This window comes from Leyella stercorea (assembly GCF_021531655.1).
Window position 1 is genome coordinate 12,226 of the sequence record NZ_JADYUF010000044.1, and the last position, 18,679, is coordinate 30,904.

Consider the following 18,679-nt stretch of genomic DNA (forward strand, 5'->3'; position numbering starts at 1 on the left):
ATTTATTTTGTGCGACACCAATGCTTATATGAAAACACTTCCTATCTGATAGACAACAGCCGAAACTATCCAAGCCAGAAATGTGGTGTACACAGCTGCAAATGTTGCCCAGCGCCACGAACCCGTTTCGCCCTTTATTGCCGCTATTGTTGCTATGCAGGGGAAGTAGAGCAGTACGAACAGCAGGAAGCAATAGGCTGTAAGAGGTGTTATTCCGTCGGCTGTCATCTGGCTGTACAGATGTGAGTAGGCTTGCTCGCTACCTTCCTCGGCTGCGTCGTCGCTGTGGTAGAGTATTCCCATTGTCGATGCTACTATCTCCTTGGCTCCTACTCCCGAAATCAGTCCTACGTCCAATTTCCAGTCAAATCCCTGAGCTTTGAATACCGGTTCGATGGCATGTCCTATCATTCCGATGTAGCTTTGCTCCTGTTGCTGTTCGCGTGTCAGGTTCTCGTTGTGCGGGAAATACCCCAATGCCCACACCACGATACTTGCCACGAGTATTATACCGCCCATCTTCTTCAGGTATTCCTTGCCCTTCTGCCATGTATGGCGTGCGATGGCCTTGGCTGTGGGGAATCGGTAGGGTGGGAGTTCCATTACAAACGGGGTGTCCTCGCCCTTGAACAAGGTCTTGCTGAACAGGCGGCTCATTATCACTGCCATGATAATGCCTATTACATATAGCGACATCATTATCGACGAACGATATTGCGGGGCAAACATCGTACCTATTATCATTATATATATGGGGAAACGTGCCGAGCAACTCATGAGTGGCAATATGAGCATCGTTATGAGTCGTGAGCGACGGCTTTCTATTGTGCGAGTTGCCATTACGGCTGGTACGTTACATCCGAATCCCATAATCAGCGGTATGAACGACTTGCCGTGCAGTCCCATCTTGTGCATCAGTTTGTCCATGATGAAGGCTGCGCGCGACATGTAGCCGCTGTCTTCCATAAACGATATGAAGAAGTAGAGTATGAGTATCTGTGGCAGGAACACGATTACCGAACCCACACCGCCTATCACGCCGTCTACAAGCATATCTTTTATCGGACCGTCCATCATGCGCTCTGAGATGACCGAGCCGATCCAGTCCACTCCCGACTCAATCCATCCCATAGGATACTGTCCCAACGAGAAGGTTGCTTCAAACATCACCCACAGCATCAGTATGAAGATAGGGAAGCCCACATACTTATTTGTAATGATGCTGTCTATGAGATGTGTCACCTGATAGGTGTCCCGTTCGGTTCCTGTCTTATAGCCTGCTTCCTGCAATGCTCCGTGAATAAAACCGTATTTGGCATCCATTATGGCTGTCTCGCTGTCCTCGTGAGTGTATTTCATCACATCTGCCATGGCCTTGTCGCGAGCGGCAAGAATCGTCTCAGGATGAGCGGTAGTACTCTTGATGAGCTGTTCGGTATCGTTGTCCTTCTCCAGAAGCTTTATGGCAAGATAGCGTGTTGAGTATTTGTGACGCAACCCGTTCTCTTTTTTTATCTCACATTGAATGGCTTTAATTCCTTCTTCTATATATATACCATGATTTATATGAATGTGTCGGAAAACGTTATGCTTAGGCTTGACACCCGAGGCGAAGTCTTCGTCGTGGTCTGGTTGTCCGGTATCAGTCTTGCTATATTGTTCGTGCCATTGTCTGATACCCTCAGCCACCTCGGGATCGAGATTACCATTGGCATCAAGAAAGTCCAGACCCTCATACATATTAATAATAATATGGAAAAGCAGTTCCACGCCGCGTCCTGTAGTGAAAGTTGTAGGAATCATCGGAACGCCAAACAATTCACCCAACTTAGCATAGTCTACATTGTCGCCTCGTTTCTCGGTCTCGTCAAACATATTAAGTGCGCACACCATACGAAGGTGCATGTCTATGAGCTGGGTGGTGAGATATAGGTTGCGTTCAAGATTGCTTGTGTCGATGACATTGATAATCACATCTGGCGTTTGCTCGATTATCTGCTTACGCACATAGAGCTCTTCTGGCGAATAGGCCGAAAGCGAGTAGGTGCCAGGCAAATCGACGATATTGAATTCGTAGCCTTCGAATGTGGCGTGTCCTACCTTTGCGTCTACAGTAACTCCCGAGTAGTTGCCAACACGTTCGTGTGCTCCACTTGCGAAATTGAACAACGATGTCTTGCCACAGTTGGGGTTGCCCACGAGTGCCACATTTATGGTACGTCGTTTCTTCATTGCTGCATCACGAAGTTGTAAGTCGGTGAGCTTTTCTGTGTTTTCCGCTTCATTGTCGTTATCAATCTCAGGTGTCTCAGCTGGGATTGATACTTGTGAGGTGGCATTTTTCTCTATTGCAGCCGCCTCTTCGGTTGATATAATCTCTATCATCTCGGCCTCGGTACGTCGCAACGACACCTCGTATCCCATGATTTTGTATTTAACGGGGTCCTGAAGTGGTGCATTCTGCAATACGTCCACCACTTTTCCCTTGATGAATCCCATTTCAACTATGCGCTTACGGAAACCTCCGTGTCCCATGACCTTTACGATGACACCGCGTTCGCCAGTTTTTAAATCTGATAGTTTCATTTTTCTATATTTGTTATTTTTTCCCGAAACGCAAAATTACATATAAATAATGATACGTGACTTGATTTGTCCACTACTTTTTCAAAAATACCTAAAAATGATGAGTCGACAGACTGCTGTCTTATTAAAAAAGTCCATTTCTGACGATTATATTGCCTATAAAATTGTGTGTGTTCGCATTTTTACATTACCTTTGCATCAACTTTGATTAATAAACTAATTTGTTATGGTTAAAATCACATTTCCCGATGGTTCGGTTCGTGAGTACGAACAGGGCGTAACGGGGTTACAAATCGCCGAGAGCATTTCGCCGGCTCTCGCTCGCAACGTTGTATCTTGCGGTGTTAATGGCGAAACAGTGGAGCTTAACCGTCCTATCAACCAGGACGCTACCATCGCCCTCTACAGATTTGAGGACGAAGAGGGCAAGCACACTTTCTGGCACACATCTGCCCACCTTCTTGCCGAGGCTCTCAAGGAGCTTTATCCTGGCATTCAGTTCGGCTTCGGTCCGGCTGTTGAGAATGGTTTCTTCTACGACGTTATGCCTAAGGAAGGCGACGTCATCTCCGAGACCGACTTCCCGAAGATTGAGGCTAAGATGAAGGAACTCGCCAAGAAGAACGAGCCGGTGGTTCGTCGCGAGGTGCCTAAGGCTGAGGCATTGGCTGAATTCCAGGCCGACGGTCAGACTTACAAGTGTGAGCACATTGAGCAGGACCTTGAGGACGGCACTATCTCAACATACACCCAGGGCAACTTCACCGACCTCTGCCGTGGTCCGCACCTTATGAATACTGGTGCTATCAAGGCTGTCAAGATTACAAGTGTTGCCGGTGCTTTCTGGCGTGGCGATGCCAAACGCGATCAGATGACCCGTATCTACGGCATCTCGTTCCCCAAGAAGTCTATGCTCGACGAGTATCTGCAGATGCTTGAGGAAGCCAAGAAGCGCGACCACCGCAAGATTGGCAAGGAGATGGAGCTTTTCATGTTCTCTGAGCGTGTGGGCAAGGGTCTGCCTATCTGGTTGCCAAAGGGTACCGACCTCCGTCTGCGTCTGCAGGACTTGCTGCGCAAGCTCCTCAAACCGTACAATTATCAGGAGGTTATCACTCCGGGTATCGGAGGCAAGAGCCTCTACGTCACTTCTGGCCACTACGCTCACTATGGCAAGGACGCCTTCCAGCCTATCCACACACCAGAGGAGGACGAGGAGTATATGCTCAAGCCTATGAACTGTCCTCACCACTGTGAGGTCTTTGCACGCAAGCCACGTTCTTATAAGGATCTGCCTTTGCGTATTGCTGAGTTCGGTACTGTATTCCGCTATGAGAAGAGTGGCGAGCTGCACGGACTTACACGTGTGCGTACATTCACACAGGACGACGCCCACATCTTTGTACGTCCAGAGCAGGTGAAGCAGGAGTTTGAGAACATTATTGACATCATCCTCAAGGTGTTCAGCATCTTTGGTTTCGAGAACTACGAGGCTCAGATTTCTCTCCATGACCCGAAAGACACAGAGAAGTATATCGGCAGCAAGGAGATTTGGGCAGAGTCGGAGAATGCTATCCGTGAGGCATGCCGTGAGAAGGGTCTTGAGGTACACGAGGAGGTTGGCGAAGCAGCCTTCTATGGTCCTAAACTCGACTTCATGGTTAAGGATGCCATCGGCCGTCGTTGGCAGCTTGGTACAATCCAGGTTGACTACAACCTCCCGCAGCGCTTTAAGCTGGAGTATACAGCCGAGGACAACTCTAAGCAGACTCCGGTTATGATTCACCGTGCACCATTCGGTTCAATGGAGCGCTTCACAGCTGTGCTCATCGAGCATACTGCTGGTCACTTCCCATTGTGGCTTACACCTGATCAGGTGGCTGTGCTGCCTATCTCAGAGAAATACAACGAGTACGCCAAGGAGGTGCAGAAGTTCCTTGATAAGCAGGGCGTCCGTGCCGTTGTAGACGATCGTAATGAAAAGATCGGTCGTAAGATTCGCGACAACGAGCTCAAGCGTGTACCTTATATGGTTGTAGTTGGCGAGAAGGAAGCTGCCGAGGGTCTTGTTTCTATGCGTAAGCAGGGTGGTGGCGAGCAGGCTACTATGACCAAAGAAGAGTTCGCTAAGCGTATCAACGATGAGGTTGCCGAGCAGCTCAAAGCCGCTGAGGAATAAGCGTAAAAACGACTGGATAAATAACGTAGGAGGCTTCCTATAAACTGAAAGCTCCCAACTGGTGACCAACCCTCTTCAGTTGGGAGTTTTTGTTTGTCGGCTTCGGGATGCCTTCGGGATGCGTTCGGGTGAGAAGTTCTTTTGTTTATATTACAAAGTTACGACTTTCTATAGTTGTTTATTTATGAATACCATTTGTAAGTAACGCCCATTATGATAAATAGAGATGTTTGATACCAGAAGATACAACAAGAAGGACATTATCATTATTATATGAAGTAAGATAACATTGTTCTTGTTGTATCTTCTATCCTATCATATAGAAAGGCAATATATATATTTTAGAAAGGCAATCCCACAGCAAAATGCACAGAAAGATCTCTTCCAAGATTAGGATTTGCTATTGGGTAATGCTCGTTTGATGTGGTGTATGCCGGGTTTATAGCCTTCATGCCACAGTCGAGTCTGACTATGAAGTAATCGAAGTTGACACGCAACCCTAATCCGTAAGCCACAGCAAGTTGCTTGAGGAATGTATCAAACTTGAACTGTCCTCCTGGTTGGTCCTTGTAATTTTTAAGAGTCCAAATATTTCCAGCATCAATAAAGAATGCGCCATTGAATTTCCAGAATAAGGCAGTACGCAATTCGACGTTCATGTCCAGTTTCATGTCACCAGTCTGGTTGATGAAGTCAATCTTGCCGTCTGAACCACGGAACTTTCCAGGACCTAGTTCCCTTACGTTCCAACCTCTTACGGAATTGGCCCCCCCCGAGAAGTATCTTTTCTCGAATGGCAGAATATTGCTGTTGCCATAAGGGTAAGCGATTCCAAGTCCGAAATGAAGCGCAAGTTGGTTTTTCACATCAAGTTGCAGAAGATGTGTGTAGTCGAAATCGCCCTTAACATATTGTGCATATGCAATCTTGAATAGCGTATACTGGCCATCCGAATTTTTGTTGGCTTTTGTAATATGCGAAATAGCGTTCAGCACATTGCCTCCCACCTCAATATTTGTTCTAAATGCTTGGTTGTTAGTGTTATACGACACGTTAATACCTGTTTTTACGATGAATAAATCCTCATAATTATACTTAAGGATTGCATTACGATAGGTAGTGTCGTCAAGATAATTGCTCTTGAATGTGGATGAAATCCACGGCATGTGTACAAAGTTGATGTCGATTAAGTCGAAACGGTAAGCCAGCCCACGAAGACTTTTCCAATAATATCGCCATGCCGATGTAAGAACGCGCCGATGGAACTCAGGTCGGTTCTGCATGTTGTAGCTGAACATAAGCTCCGACTTGGCACTATTATTGTAACGCACACTTTGCGATAAAAAAGGTGCAATAATGCGCGGAAATGCCAGTCGGGTTTCAACGTTATATTCGACATAATTCTGATTTTGGTATCCGTCAAGCCCTTTTATTGCCTCGTAGGCACCACGAAGTTGAACAGAAAAAAGTTCGCTTCCACGGAATATATTGTTGTTGGAATAAGTCAAAGTTGCAGCTGCGCCAAAGTCGCCCTCTGTATTTGTCCCTTCTGGTTGGAACGATATAGTATTGGGGTTGCGTGTGCTTACCTTAATACCACAATCAAGTTGTCCGTCTTTCTCATTCTCGTCAAAATGAATATTTGTAAATCTTACAGCATTCAGACGCGAGAAGTTGTTGTATGTATTCTGCACATCGACAGCCGAATATTTGTTGCCCCGTCTTATTGTCGTATTATTATGTAACACCTTGGTACGCAGAGCGATACGTTCGGAATTGACGGGGATAAAGTCAACTTTATTTATATAATATTTCTTATGATTTGTTTCCGGACTATTATTTGAAGCCTTATACTTATGAAGACGCATAGTGACATCTACCCTACCAGGAGTTAATGTAGAGTCTACTTCAAACTTAATGAAGTCTTTATTGAACTTGTAATACCCTTCTTTGGTAAGCAGATTAGTGATACGTTTGCGTTCGTCGTCGAGAGCCTGTATAGAGAATCGCATGCCACGCTTCAGATTGACATTAAGCGCGCCAAGCTGCTGCAGCGTATTGCGTACGCTATCGTCCTCAACGACTACGTTAACAGAATCTATGGTATAATAGATACCGGGAATGGCGTTATATTTCACTTCTATCTTTCGTCCTTTGCGCTTTACGGAGTAGCTGGCCTTAGCATGAAGATAGCCTTCAGACTGCATATACATAGCCATATAATTGCATGAAGCAGCAGCCTTGACAGAATCATATATAACAGGAGATTCGCCCAAACCGCGCAAGAATTTGTTGCCCCATTGCGTAGAGTCTCGACCAGACATACTATATAGCGACAATGGCACCTTGAACAGCGAGAACCACTTGGAATTGGGGCGTTGCTGGACATACGGCATAAGTGATGAAGCCTTAATGTCAGATTGCTGACATTCTATCTTAACGTTTTTAAGAAGGTAGTCGTCGGCAGGCACAAACTTGGTTGTTGAGCACGAAGCCATGAACAGGACTGCAATAAACGGCAGCGCAAGTATTTTGTTTAGAGATGATTGTCGTGACATAAAACATTGAAAAAACTTATGCAAAGATACTAATTTATTAATTAATATGCTTATCTTTGTCGAACAAATAGTAACTGACAAATAGAAAACGCCATAATGCTTAGCAAGAACAAGATAAAGTTTTTACACTCCCTGGAGATGAAAAAGAACCGCGATGCGCATCAATCCTTTGTAGCTGAAGGTCCGAAAATAGTGCACGACATAATGTCAAGACACAAAGACCAGCTGTCGGTAATTGCCGCGACTGAGGAGTGGTTTGCACAGGAACACGAACTTATGGCCGGCTTGCAATGCGAGAGAATCGTAGTTTCGTCCGACGAACTCACAAAAGTAAGTTTCCTGTGTCATCCACAACAGGTTATTGCGGTATTCAGGAAGTTTGCAGAAATGACTGCTGAGGAGTTGCCTTCACTTGCCGAAAAACTCACACTCGTACTTGATGGAGTGCAAGACCCAGGCAATCTGGGCACTATCATCCGCATAGCCGACTGGTTTGGCATTGAGGACATTATCTGCAGTAAGGACACGGTCGACGTGTACAATCCAAAGGCTGTGCAGGCCACGATGGGCAGCATTGTGCGAGTGAGAGTGTCGTATATGGACTTGAAGCAGCTTTTCGAAGCCATTCCCCCTACTCTACCAGTTTATGGTACACTTCTTGAAGGAAATAATATGTATTCAGAACAGCTGTCGCATAACGGCATAATAATAATGGGCAACGAAGGCAAAGGCATCTCGCCCCAAATCAGGCAATTCATAACCAAGGGATTGCGTATCCCCAACTATCCAGAAGGTCGTGACACAGCCGACAGTCTTAACGTAGCTGTTGCCACAGCTATAATATGCGCAGAATTTAGAAGAAGATAGTATGGAAAACGAAATGAAAAAGACCCGGATTCTCTTTATTGACAGAGACGGAACTATTGTAAAGGAACCTGCTGACGAACAGGTTGACAGCTTTGAGAAGCTGGATTTTGTTGAAGATGCTATAAGCAGCCTTAGATTCATACATGAGCACACGGATTTCATGTTTGTAATGGTAAGCAATCAGGACGGACTGGGTACGGATAGTTTTCCTACCGAGACCTTTCTGCCCGTACACAACTTCATAATAAAGACATTGGCAGCCGAGAACGTCGTGTTTGAAGCCCAACACATCGACGACCACTTCCCCAAGGACAACTCGCCCATGCGTAAGCCTGGGACGGGAATGCTGCGCGAATATATGAATAATGACAAGTATGATTTGGAGAATTCGTATGTGATTGGCGACCGCGAATCGGATGCCAGGCTTGCCGAAAACCTCGGCTGCAAGTCGCTTGTTCTCGGTCGTGACGGAATGACATGGCCTAAGATTGCCGAAATACTTTTTGCTGGCGAACGCACGGCTTCTGTAGAACGTGCCACTAAGGAGACTTCCATACGTATAGCTATGAACATCGACGGACACGGCAGATGCAACATAAACACGGGACTCGGATTCTTCGACCACATGCTCGAACAGATAGCCAAACACGGACATGTAGATTTGGACATTGTGTGCAAGGGCGACCTGAATGTGGACGAACACCACACAATCGAGGATACAGCTATAGTACTCGGACAATGTATAGAGAAGTGTCTTGGCTCTAAACGAGGCATAGAGCGCTACGGTTTCTGTCTGCCCATGGACGATTGCCTTTGCCAGGTAGCACTCGACTTCGGCGGACGTCAATGGCTTAACTGGAATGCCGAATTCAAGCGCGAGCGCATAGGCGACATGCCTACCGAAATGTTCCTTCACTTCTTCAAGAGTCTGAGCGACGCTGCACACATGAATCTTGACATTGAGGCACGCGGTACAAACGAGCATCATAAGATAGAAGGAATATTCAAGGCCTTTGCACGCGCTCTGCACATGGCTGTACGACGCGACATCCACCACTTTGAATTGCCCTCTACAAAGGGTATGTTATAGAAAAACAGACAGAGTAATATGGAGAAGACACACGAGCATTTGATAATTGCTTGCGTCGGCACGAACGTCAACCATCAGTCGAACATAGCAAAAGCCAGAGAGATTCTTGACAGCACGTTCGCCGACTGCCGGTTCTCACGCGTCATGCTGACGCTTCCAATCGGAATGGGAAATACGAATGTACGCTTCGCCAATATGCTTGTAGTCTTCAATTCAACATTGGACACAGAGGAGGTCGTCAGCAAGCTGAAGCAAATAGAAAGGCAATGTGGCGACACACGTATGGCAAGAAGCCGAGGCGAAGTGATTATGGACATTGACTTGCTGAGATACGACGATGAACTTTTTCATCAGTCTGACTGGCAACGCCATTACATAAAGACGCTAATGGAAGAAATGCTACAAATACAATTAACGAATGTATAAACTACTATAATATTGAAACATATGAAAAAAATATTATTTGCCCTTGCACTTGCCGCGCTGGGCGCAACGGAATCGATGGGACAGAACAAGCCTCAGGAGATAAACTTTGCTGAGACCTTCCGTGACTCAACCCTACGCATCGACTACATTTTCTCGGGCAATGCTACCACACAACGCATCTCGCTCGACAAGTTGAACATGTCACCACGTTGGTATGGCAAGCGCAAGCATCTGGCACAACTACCTGTAGAAGGCAACGGACAGATAACAGTACGTAAGCACGGCACTTCAGAGGTGATTTTCCGCAACTCGTTCTCTACACTCTTCCAGGAGTGGCAGTCGTATGACGAAGCCAAGACATCCGACAAGGCATTTGAGAACGTATTCCTTATCCCTATGCCGAACGAGAAGGTTGACGTAACTGTCGATCTGCGCAACAATCGCCATGAGATAACAGGAACAATGACGCACACAGTAGATCCTGCTGACATCCTTATCAGACATACAGGATTCAAGAACCGAACACCTTTCACTACGATACAGCAGGCTGCTGACACTACAAAATGCATCCATATTGCTTACGTAGCCGAAGGATACAAGCTGGACGAGATGAACGTGTTTATTGAGGATGCCAAGATTGCAACCGAAGCGTTGTTTGAGCATGAGCCTTTCAAGTCGATGCGCAACCGTTTCAATATCGTTGCTGTCGAGTCGCCTTCAGTAGACAGCGGAACGAGCGAGCCTTCAAAGGGCATTTGGCGCAATACTGCGCTTGGAAGCCATTTTGACACATTCTATTCCGACCGTTATCTTACAACGCTCAATCTCAAGAGTCTGCACGACGTACTGGCAGGTACTCCCTATGAGCACATCATCGTGCTTGTGAATACCAAGGAATACGGCGGAGGCGGCATCTTGAACTCGTACAACCTGTCTATGACCCACCATCCGATGTACAAGCAGGTCGTTGTGCATGAGTTCGGACACAGCTTTGCCGGACTTGCCGACGAGTACGCCTACGAACAAGAGCAAATACCTATGTATCCGCACGATGTGGAGCCATGGGAGAAGAACATAACAACTCTCGTTGACTTCCATGGCAAATGGGAGAATATGATTGAGAAAGGCAAGAAGACAAAGGCTCCTGATAATAAAATAGGTCTCTACGAAGGTGCCGGCTACAGTCTTAAGGGAGTGTATCGTGCTACGCCTGACTGTCGTATGCGCAGCAACGACGTTAAGGAATTCTGTCCGGCTTGCCAGAAGGCTCTACGCGAGCTTATCAACTTCTACACAGAATAGGAGCATATACAACATAATTGGACATGATAAGGGAGTGTCAAGACAAAAAGGTTTTAACACTCCCTCTTTTACAAACAGGATAATATAGAAATGACAAATCAATTTTCGCCATTAGTGTCCGAAGTTATTGCTTATAGCCGCGAAGAGGCAGCAAGACTCTCATGCAGCAGCGTCAGACCAGAACATCTGATGTTGGCTATTTTGCGTGAGCGTAAGAATCCGATGACGGGGATTCTTACAGACTTGGATATTAATGTACATGAATTAAAGCAAAGTATAGAGTCGTTGTCATCATCAGAATCCAAGGCACATGATGACATTCAGATTCAGGCAAACAATGTTACTTCGCTTGACGACAAGACCAATAATATATTGAAGCTATCGGTTCTTGAAGCCCGATTGGCTCACTCACAAACCGTTAATGTCGAACATATTGTATTGGCCATTCTGCACGACAACGCCTCAAACGGCGTAAAGGCTGTACTCGGAAAATACGGAATAAACTATGAATTGGCAATGAAATATCTGCTGAAACCAAACTCTAAGACAACTGTAGACGGCATAGGGCTGTCAGAGGAAGAGGACGAAAATATGACAGGCCGAAACAGCCGACGTGGCGACAGTACTTCGTCAGCTGGAACAGCCGATATGAGCAAGACAAGTGGTAAGACCGGAACTCCTGTTCTTGACAAGTTTTCAACAGACTTGACAAAGGCCGCATCGGACGGAAAACTGGACCCCGTTGTAGGGCGTACTAATGAGATGCGACGCGTTACAGAGGTGCTATGTCGCCGCAAGAAGAACAATCCGATACTTATAGGCGAACCTGGAGTCGGCAAGAGTGCTATAGCCGAAGGGTTGGCTCAGCAGATTGCAAGCCGACACACGTCACCATTGCTGTTCAACAAGCGCATACTTCGACTCGACATGACCTCGATTGTAGCCGGTACAAAATACCGCGGACAGTTTGAGGAACGCATTCAAGCCCTGCTACGTGAATTGGAGGACAATCCCGACATAATTGTATTCATCGATGAAATTCACACTATTGTAGGCGCTGGCAGCACACCAGGGTCAATGGATGCAGCCAACATAATGAAGCCTGCACTTTCGCGCGGACTCATACAATGCATTGGAGCAACTACTCTCGACGAATATCGCAACTCGATTGAGAAGGACGGGGCCTTGGAGCGTCGCTTCCAGCGCATTATGGTAGAACCGAGTACAGCCGAAGAAACTCTCGAAATCCTCCATAATATCAAGGAGCGCTATGAGGACCATCATCACGTGCGCTATACAGACGAAGCCTTGAAGGCTTGTGTCGAACTTACCGGTCGGTACATAACCGGGCGTCAGTATCCCGACAAAGCAATAGACGCACTCGATGAGGTCGGTTCGCGTGTTCATCTGCAACATGCTGTAATTCCGCCAGCCATAGTCGACAAGGAAAAGGAAATTCGCCAGGCTGAGCAACTGAAACATGCTGCAGCAGCCGATCAGGACTTTGAACTTGCAGCAAGCTATCGCGACCGCCAATGCCAGCTTGAAGCCGAATTGAAGAGACTCAACGAAGAGTGGGCTACACACGATGACGGAAATCGCGAAACTATCGATTCTGCTGATGTAGCCAACGTCGTGTCTACAATGACAGGAATACCTTTGCAGCGCATCTCAGAGAAAGAGAGCGACCGTCTGCGCCGTCTTGGTGAATGTCTCAACAATTCGGTCATAGCTCAGGAGAAGGCTATCAACAAGGTTGTGAGAAGCATACAGCGCAACCGTATTGGTCTGGGCAGTCCCAACCGTCCGATTGGTGTATTCATGTTTCTCGGTCCAACTGGTGTAGGCAAGACCTATCTGGCCCAACGCCTTGCAGAGGAAATGTTCGGTACTAAGGATGCCATGATACGCATTGACATGAGCGAGTATTCAGAGAAGTTCAACACCTCGCGCCTTGTTGGCGCACCTCCGGGATATGTTGGCTATGGAGAAGGAGGACAGCTTACCGAGCGTGTACGTCGCCACCCCTACTCTATCGTGCTGCTCGACGAGATAGAGAAAGCCCACGGCGACGTATTCAACCTGCTACTGCAAGTTCTTGACGAGGGACGTATGACCGATGGCAACGGACGAATAGTCGATTTCCGCAACACGATTATCATCATGACTTCCAATGCCGGCACACGCCAGCTCAAGGACTTCAGCCATGGTATAGGTTTTAATGCCATGTCGATAAATGGTGCAGCCAATGAGCAGTCGAAGGAATATGCCCGCTCTATCATTCAGAAGGCTCTCTCGCGTCAGTTTGCCCCAGAGTTTCTGAATCGTCTTGACGAGATAATCACATTCGACCAGCTTGACGCTAAGGCCATAAGAAGAATTGTTGATGTAGAACTTGACAAACTCGTCAAGCGAATTTCAAAGAATGGTTATGCTCTGACAGTAACAGATGCAGCTAAAACATTCCTTGCCTCAAAAGGCTATGATCCGCAGTTTGGCGCACGTCCGCTTAAGCGAGCCATTCAGACATACGTAGAGGACGAAATCTGCGAAAAGATTCTGATTGGTGAAATCAATACTGGTGATGCCATCATCGTTGACAAGAAAGCAGACGAAGACAAGTTGACTGTTGTCAATGATTAAAATCACGTTACAGAAAATACAAACGGCGAGAAGGCTATGAGGGTGTGTCAAAAGTCACAGCAGTACGCCCCGAAGGGGCAGAAGCTCATAGCCCAGGGCCGCTCGGCTCTGCCGCTTGCCTAAGCAAGAACACCCTGGGTAAAAGTATCGCAAATCATAATGCGCCCTGTAAGGGCAAAAGCGTTAATTATCAATGCTTTTGCCCTTGCAGGGCGTTTTGCTATTTTCAATCCGTACACCCAAGGCGCTGCCTTGGGCTATGTGCTTTTGGGGCTTTCAGCCCGTTTTGTGGGTCTTCGGGATGGTTTCGGGATGCGTTCGGGTGAAATCGGCCTCACTTACGTGTGCACCAAGGATTGGGAATAGTAAAAGAACGATGGGCTATTGTATATAATTTGATGCTTGCGAGACAAAAAGAGCTATGCAATCGATGTTTTTCCTTGTCGTGGCATAGGTCTACTGAGGTTGTTTTTATATTTGTTACATTAGTGCAACGTGACAATTTATTGATTATCAGCTCTTTAGAGAGAATTTGATGGAGGTGGGCGTTTCAGTTTCAGTTGTTTCAGTTTATTTTGAAGGGGTGTGACATTTCCTTATTCTTATATAATATATTGATTATTAATTAGTTATAAGTATATAATAGAGGGTTTGAGAGATAACTGACCCTTTAAAAACGAACTGAAACTGAAACAACTGAAACACCTTGTCGTGATTAAGGTTCATACAGACATTTGGAGTGATAATAATTCTTGTTATCTTTATCTGATAACAAATTTATATAGAGTGAGTGTCAAAATGGGAGTTAGATGGATTAACTTCTTATTATATTCCTATAAAGCCCATTTTGACACCCTCTTATAGATTCATAATGAAATTGTTCTTACTGTTCCTTCTGTGGCAAGTGGAACTCATACGACTTGTCGAATACCTGGCTGACCTGATTGATTTCCAGCAATGTAGTGCCAGTAGGATTGCCCAATCCGAAGCTACCGCTAAGGTAAGCTATCTTGTCGTCGAGAGTGATGTATCCCTTCTGACGAAGCATACGCAAGGCTGCTATAAACATATATTCAGCCGAGGCCTGTTCCTTCTGATGGATAGGAATTACGCCATAGCTAAGATTGAGCCAGCGCTGGGTCTTCTCCTTATAGCAGATGGCGAGCACGGGGTTAGGTCCGCGGAAAGCAGCCAGATGGCGTACAGTCTCACCTGTAAGCGAATCAGTTATGATACCAGCCACACCAATACGACGAGTGGCATCGATAGCAGCATGAGCAAGAAATTCGCGCTGCGAGCAATTTTCGTTCATCGGCACTTCCCACTCTCCCATAGCGTTGCGGTCCTTCTCAGCCTGCTCGGCGATGGCAGCCATTGTCTTAACTGCTTCAAGAGGATACTTACCGCTGGCAGTTTCGCCCGAAAGCATAAGGGCATCTGTGTAAGAGTAGATAGCATTGGCGATATCTGTAACTTCAGCACGTGTAGGGCGCGGATTCTTAATCATGGTGTGAAGCATCTGTGTAGCCACTATTACCGGCTTCTTCATCATCACACACTTGCGAATAATCTGGCGCTGAATGCCTGGAATGCGCTCTATTGGCACCTCAATGCCAAGGTCGCCACGGGCAATCATTATACCGTACGAAGCGTCAATAATCTCCTCAATATTGTCAACACCTTCCTGGTTCTCAATCTTCGAAATGATTTTGATGTCGCTATTGTGCTCGTCAAGAATCTTCTGAATTGCCAGAACGTCGGCTGCTGAGCGCACAAACGAATGGGCAATGAAGTCAATGTCTTCTTCAATAGCAAGCAGAATATTCTGGCGGTCTTTCTCGGTAATTGCAGGCAGAGCGATGTGTTCGCCCGGAACATTTACGCTCTTGTGTGCACCGAGCACTCCGTCGTTCTGCACCTGTGCTACAAGCATCGGACCTACATTTTCGACAACAAGCATATCAAGCTCGCCATCATCAAAAAGTACATGGTCGCCTTCCTTAACATCTTTAGCGAAGTCTGGATACGACACGTTTACGATGTCGTGTGAAGTGTCCATCTCCGGGCGTCCGAAAATCTTCACCATGTCACCAGTCTTGTATTCTATAGGCGACTCAACACCTGTCGTGCGCACCTCAGGGCCCTTGGTGTCAATCATAAGTGCGATGTGTGGCGATACAGCTCGCACATTCCGTATTATAGTACGTATCCCGTCTGGAGTGGCGTGTGCCGTGTTCATACGCACTACATTCATGCCCGCAAAGAAAAGTTTGCGGATGAAGTCAACGTCACAACGGCGGTCACTAATAGAAGCAACAATCTTTGTCTGTTTCATTACCTGTATGTATAAATGTGTTTTTGATATTCTCTTGTGCAAAGTTACGGAATTTTGAGCACATTTTTGATTTATGCAATCAAAATATTTTTTTATTTGTAGCAAATTAGCTTTGCTCTTGTTTGTTATCATTCTTTTCATCATAAGTTATGATTGTGCAGATTGAAGATAATGACTAATTTTGCAACCGTTAAACAAATTAAATCATGTAAAAGAATTGTAGATGGATTCAAAACTCTGTGTATTTTCAGCTCTATGCTTTCTGCCATCAATGGCAGTAGCCGACAGCTTCAACTTTAACGAAAAACACCTATCTGACACTTCCCGTGTCTACGACATCGACGAGGTAATAGTAGCCTCTCGCCCCAAAGACATTCAACGATTGCGCCGCCAAGCCGTCAGCTCAACATCGCTTTCGGCAAGCACTCTCAGCTCATTTGCAGCACGCGACTTAAGGGACGTTTCTTCAAGAGTCCCCTCGTTTGTAATGCCAGCTTATGGCTCGCGCTACACATCATCTGTATATGTGCGTGGTATCGGAGCCAGAGTCAACAGCCCTGCCGTTGGCATGTATGTAGACGATATACCCCTGGTAAGCAAGAGTGCCTTCAACACCCATATCTACGACATCAGTCGTATTGATATGCTTCGCGGTCCGCAAGGCACGCTCTACGGACAGAATGCCGAGGGAGGATTAATAAGGATTTACACCAAGAGTCCGTTGTACTATCAAGGTACAGATGTACAGATGAGTATTGGAAACCATTTCTGGCGCATGGCACAGCTTAGCCATTATGGCAAGGCTGAAGGATTGGGAGCATATTCTGTATCTGCTTTCTATAACGGACAGAATGGATTTCAACACAACCAAGCTACGGGCAAGCGTGCCGACAACGGAAACGAGGCAGGAGCACGTCTGAAGCTGATCCGCCAGCAGACAGCCCGCACTATGATTTCGCTCACAGCCGACTATCAATGGGTGCGACAGAACGGATTTGCATACGGCGAATACGACGTGGCCACAGGTCGCGCCCAAGACCCTTCTACCAATCTGCCCAACAACTATCGTCGCCATCTGCTCTCGGTAGGACTTAACGTCAACTACAAGGGTCGTAATGCCGACATCAATTCCACCACGAGCTATCAGTATCTGAACGACAATATGCAGATGGACCAGGACTATACGGCGCTCGACTTTATGCAGCTGCACCAACGCCAGCTCATGAATGCCGTGACACAGGAATTTGCCATCAAGAATCATGACGATAACCGTTGGCGTCGTGTCACAGGTGCCTTCTTCAGCTACCAATGGCTCCATACTGACGGACCTGTAGGATTTGGCGAGAGTATGACCGGACCGATGGGAAAAGCTATTGCCGGGACTATTTATAATAGCATACTTAATGGGATGATAGCCGAAGGAATGCTTGAGAGTGTCGCCAAAACAATGATAGAAAAAGCTGGTGGCGTAAGCATGGGCATTGGTATTGATGTGCCAGGCACGTTCCGTACTCCTCAGCTCAACGCAGCCCTGTTTCACGAGTCGAGCCTGCAACTGTCCAATCGCTTGAGGGCTACTCTCGGATTGCGCTACGACCTCTCGCGCACATCAATCCATTACGACACTCGTGCCATAATGACAATGGATAAAAACATCATGGGACAGAAGACTTCGAACACGCTCAGTTCTCACTTTAACAGCCGTACCCACAACACCTTCAATCAGCTGTTGCCTAAGTTGGCATTAACATATGATTTAGGCAAAGTCTCGCAGTCAAATGGTGGAGAAATCGGCAATCTTTACGCCTCAGTCAGCAAGGGCTACAGAGCAGGTGGTTACAACATACAGATGTTCTCCGACATTCTGCAGACCGAACTCATGGCAAACCGCATGAAGGCAATGAAGGAAAGCTACGACATCCCCCACTCTGCCGACGACTACTCAAAGGTGAACAATACTATATCATACAAGCCTGAGGAGAGCTGGAACTATGAAGCGGGTGCCCACCTCAATCTCTTCAATCAGGCTGTCCATCTTGACCTCTCTGCCTACTACATGCAGATAAAGAACCAGCAGCTGTCGGTTATGGCAGGTACATACGGATTCGGAAGAATGATGGTCAATGCAGGTCGTAGCCGTAGTTTTGGTGGCGAAATGACTCTACGCGGAAGTTCGTTCAACAACGCTCTTGCATGGGCTGTGGCATACGGCTATACTAATGCCACATTCCGCAACTACAACGATGGCGAGAACGACTATAGAGGTAATAGAGTGCCGTTCGCTCCAGAACACACTCTCTCGGCAAATGCCGACTATACAATACTTCCACAGCAGTCATTTCTTAAGAGCGTAGTGATAGGTGCAGGTACTACAGCCCAGGGCGAAATCTATTGGGACGAGGCTAACAGCTACAAACAGAAGGTCTATGCCCTCCTTAACGCTCACGCCAAGTTCGGGTTCAAGCATTTTACAGTAAACCTGTGGGCAAAGAACCTTACAAACACACGTTATTGTACGTTTGCCATGGACAGTTCGGCATCGCGCACCAAGCGCTATTTCGGTCAAAAGGGAGCACCCGTAACATTTGGAGCAGATTTCAATTTCAGTTTCTAAAAACATGAGGGCGTGTCAAAAGTCAAACAAAACGGGCTGAAAGCCCCAAAAGCACATAGCCCAAGGCAGCGCCTTGGGT

At 46.6% G+C, this 18,679-nt stretch carries 11 protein-coding genes; 8 read left to right on the forward strand and 3 right to left on the reverse strand.

Features of this window, described 5'->3' with window-relative positions:
- Nucleotides 1-24: 24 nt before the first annotated feature.
- Nucleotides 25-2,586, reverse strand: coding sequence for a ferrous iron transport protein B (gene feoB / locus I6E49_RS11545; RefSeq protein ID WP_235402434.1), 2,562 nt, complete (start codon nt 2,584-2,586; stop codon nt 25-27).
- Nucleotides 2,587-2,812: 226 nt separating this feature from the next.
- On the opposite strand from feoB, the gene thrS reads away from it, so the two are divergent.
- Nucleotides 2,813-4,765: a threonine--tRNA ligase gene (thrS, locus tag I6E49_RS11550; RefSeq protein ID WP_235402435.1), complete on the forward strand. Its 1,953-nt coding sequence runs from the start codon at nt 2,813-2,815 to the stop codon at nt 4,763-4,765.
- Nucleotides 4,766-5,106: 341 nt separating this feature from the next.
- Here the strand turns inward: thrS and tamL are convergent, their stop codons facing one another.
- The gene (gene tamL / locus I6E49_RS11555) at nt 5,107-7,323 is read right to left on the reverse strand and encodes a translocation and assembly module lipoprotein TamL (protein ID WP_235402436.1); all 2,217 of its coding nucleotides are present in this window, start codon (nt 7,321-7,323) and stop codon (nt 5,107-5,109) included.
- A gap of 96 nt (nt 7,324-7,419) precedes the next feature.
- Here tamL and I6E49_RS11560 point away from each other — a divergent pair, with 96 nt between their 5' ends.
- From I6E49_RS11560 to I6E49_RS11585, 6 genes are all read left to right on the forward strand, one after another.
- Complete coding sequence (locus I6E49_RS11560; RefSeq protein ID WP_235402437.1) at nt 7,420-8,190, forward strand: RNA methyltransferase; 771 nt, start codon at nt 7,420-7,422, stop codon at nt 8,188-8,190.
- A 13-nt stretch (nt 8,191-8,203) separates the two neighbouring features.
- Nucleotides 8,204-9,280, forward strand: coding sequence for a bifunctional histidinol-phosphatase/imidazoleglycerol-phosphate dehydratase HisB (gene hisB / locus I6E49_RS11565; RefSeq protein ID WP_235402439.1), 1,077 nt, complete (start codon nt 8,204-8,206; stop codon nt 9,278-9,280).
- Nucleotides 9,281-9,298: 18 nt separating this feature from the next.
- Nucleotides 9,299-9,706: a 2-amino-4-hydroxy-6-hydroxymethyldihydropteridine diphosphokinase gene (locus I6E49_RS11570; protein ID WP_235392865.1), complete on the forward strand. Its 408-nt coding sequence runs from the start codon at nt 9,299-9,301 to the stop codon at nt 9,704-9,706.
- Between the two features lie 21 nt (nt 9,707-9,727).
- Nucleotides 9,728-11,008: a M64 family metallopeptidase gene (locus I6E49_RS11575; protein WP_235402441.1), complete on the forward strand. Its 1,281-nt coding sequence runs from the start codon at nt 9,728-9,730 to the stop codon at nt 11,006-11,008.
- 90 nt (nt 11,009-11,098) lie between these two features.
- On the forward strand, nt 11,099-13,651 hold the full coding sequence (locus I6E49_RS11580) for an ATP-dependent Clp protease ATP-binding subunit (RefSeq protein ID WP_235402442.1): 2,553 nt from the start codon (nt 11,099-11,101) through the stop codon (nt 13,649-13,651).
- 159 nt (nt 13,652-13,810) lie between these two features.
- Nucleotides 13,811-14,017, forward strand: a complete 207-nt coding sequence (locus I6E49_RS11585; protein WP_235402443.1) for a hypothetical protein — start codon at nt 13,811-13,813, stop codon at nt 14,015-14,017.
- Between the two features lie 517 nt (nt 14,018-14,534).
- On the opposite strand, the gene pyk is transcribed toward I6E49_RS11585, so the two are convergent.
- On the reverse strand, nt 14,535-15,986 hold the full coding sequence (pyk, locus tag I6E49_RS11590) for a pyruvate kinase (protein ID WP_235402444.1): 1,452 nt from the start codon (nt 15,984-15,986) through the stop codon (nt 14,535-14,537).
- A 223-nt stretch (nt 15,987-16,209) separates the two neighbouring features.
- Between pyk and I6E49_RS11595 the strand changes: the two genes are divergently transcribed.
- The gene (locus I6E49_RS11595) at nt 16,210-18,600 is read left to right on the forward strand and encodes a TonB-dependent receptor (RefSeq protein WP_235402445.1); all 2,391 of its coding nucleotides are present in this window, start codon (nt 16,210-16,212) and stop codon (nt 18,598-18,600) included.
- The last annotated feature ends 79 nt before the right edge of the window (nt 18,601-18,679 follow it).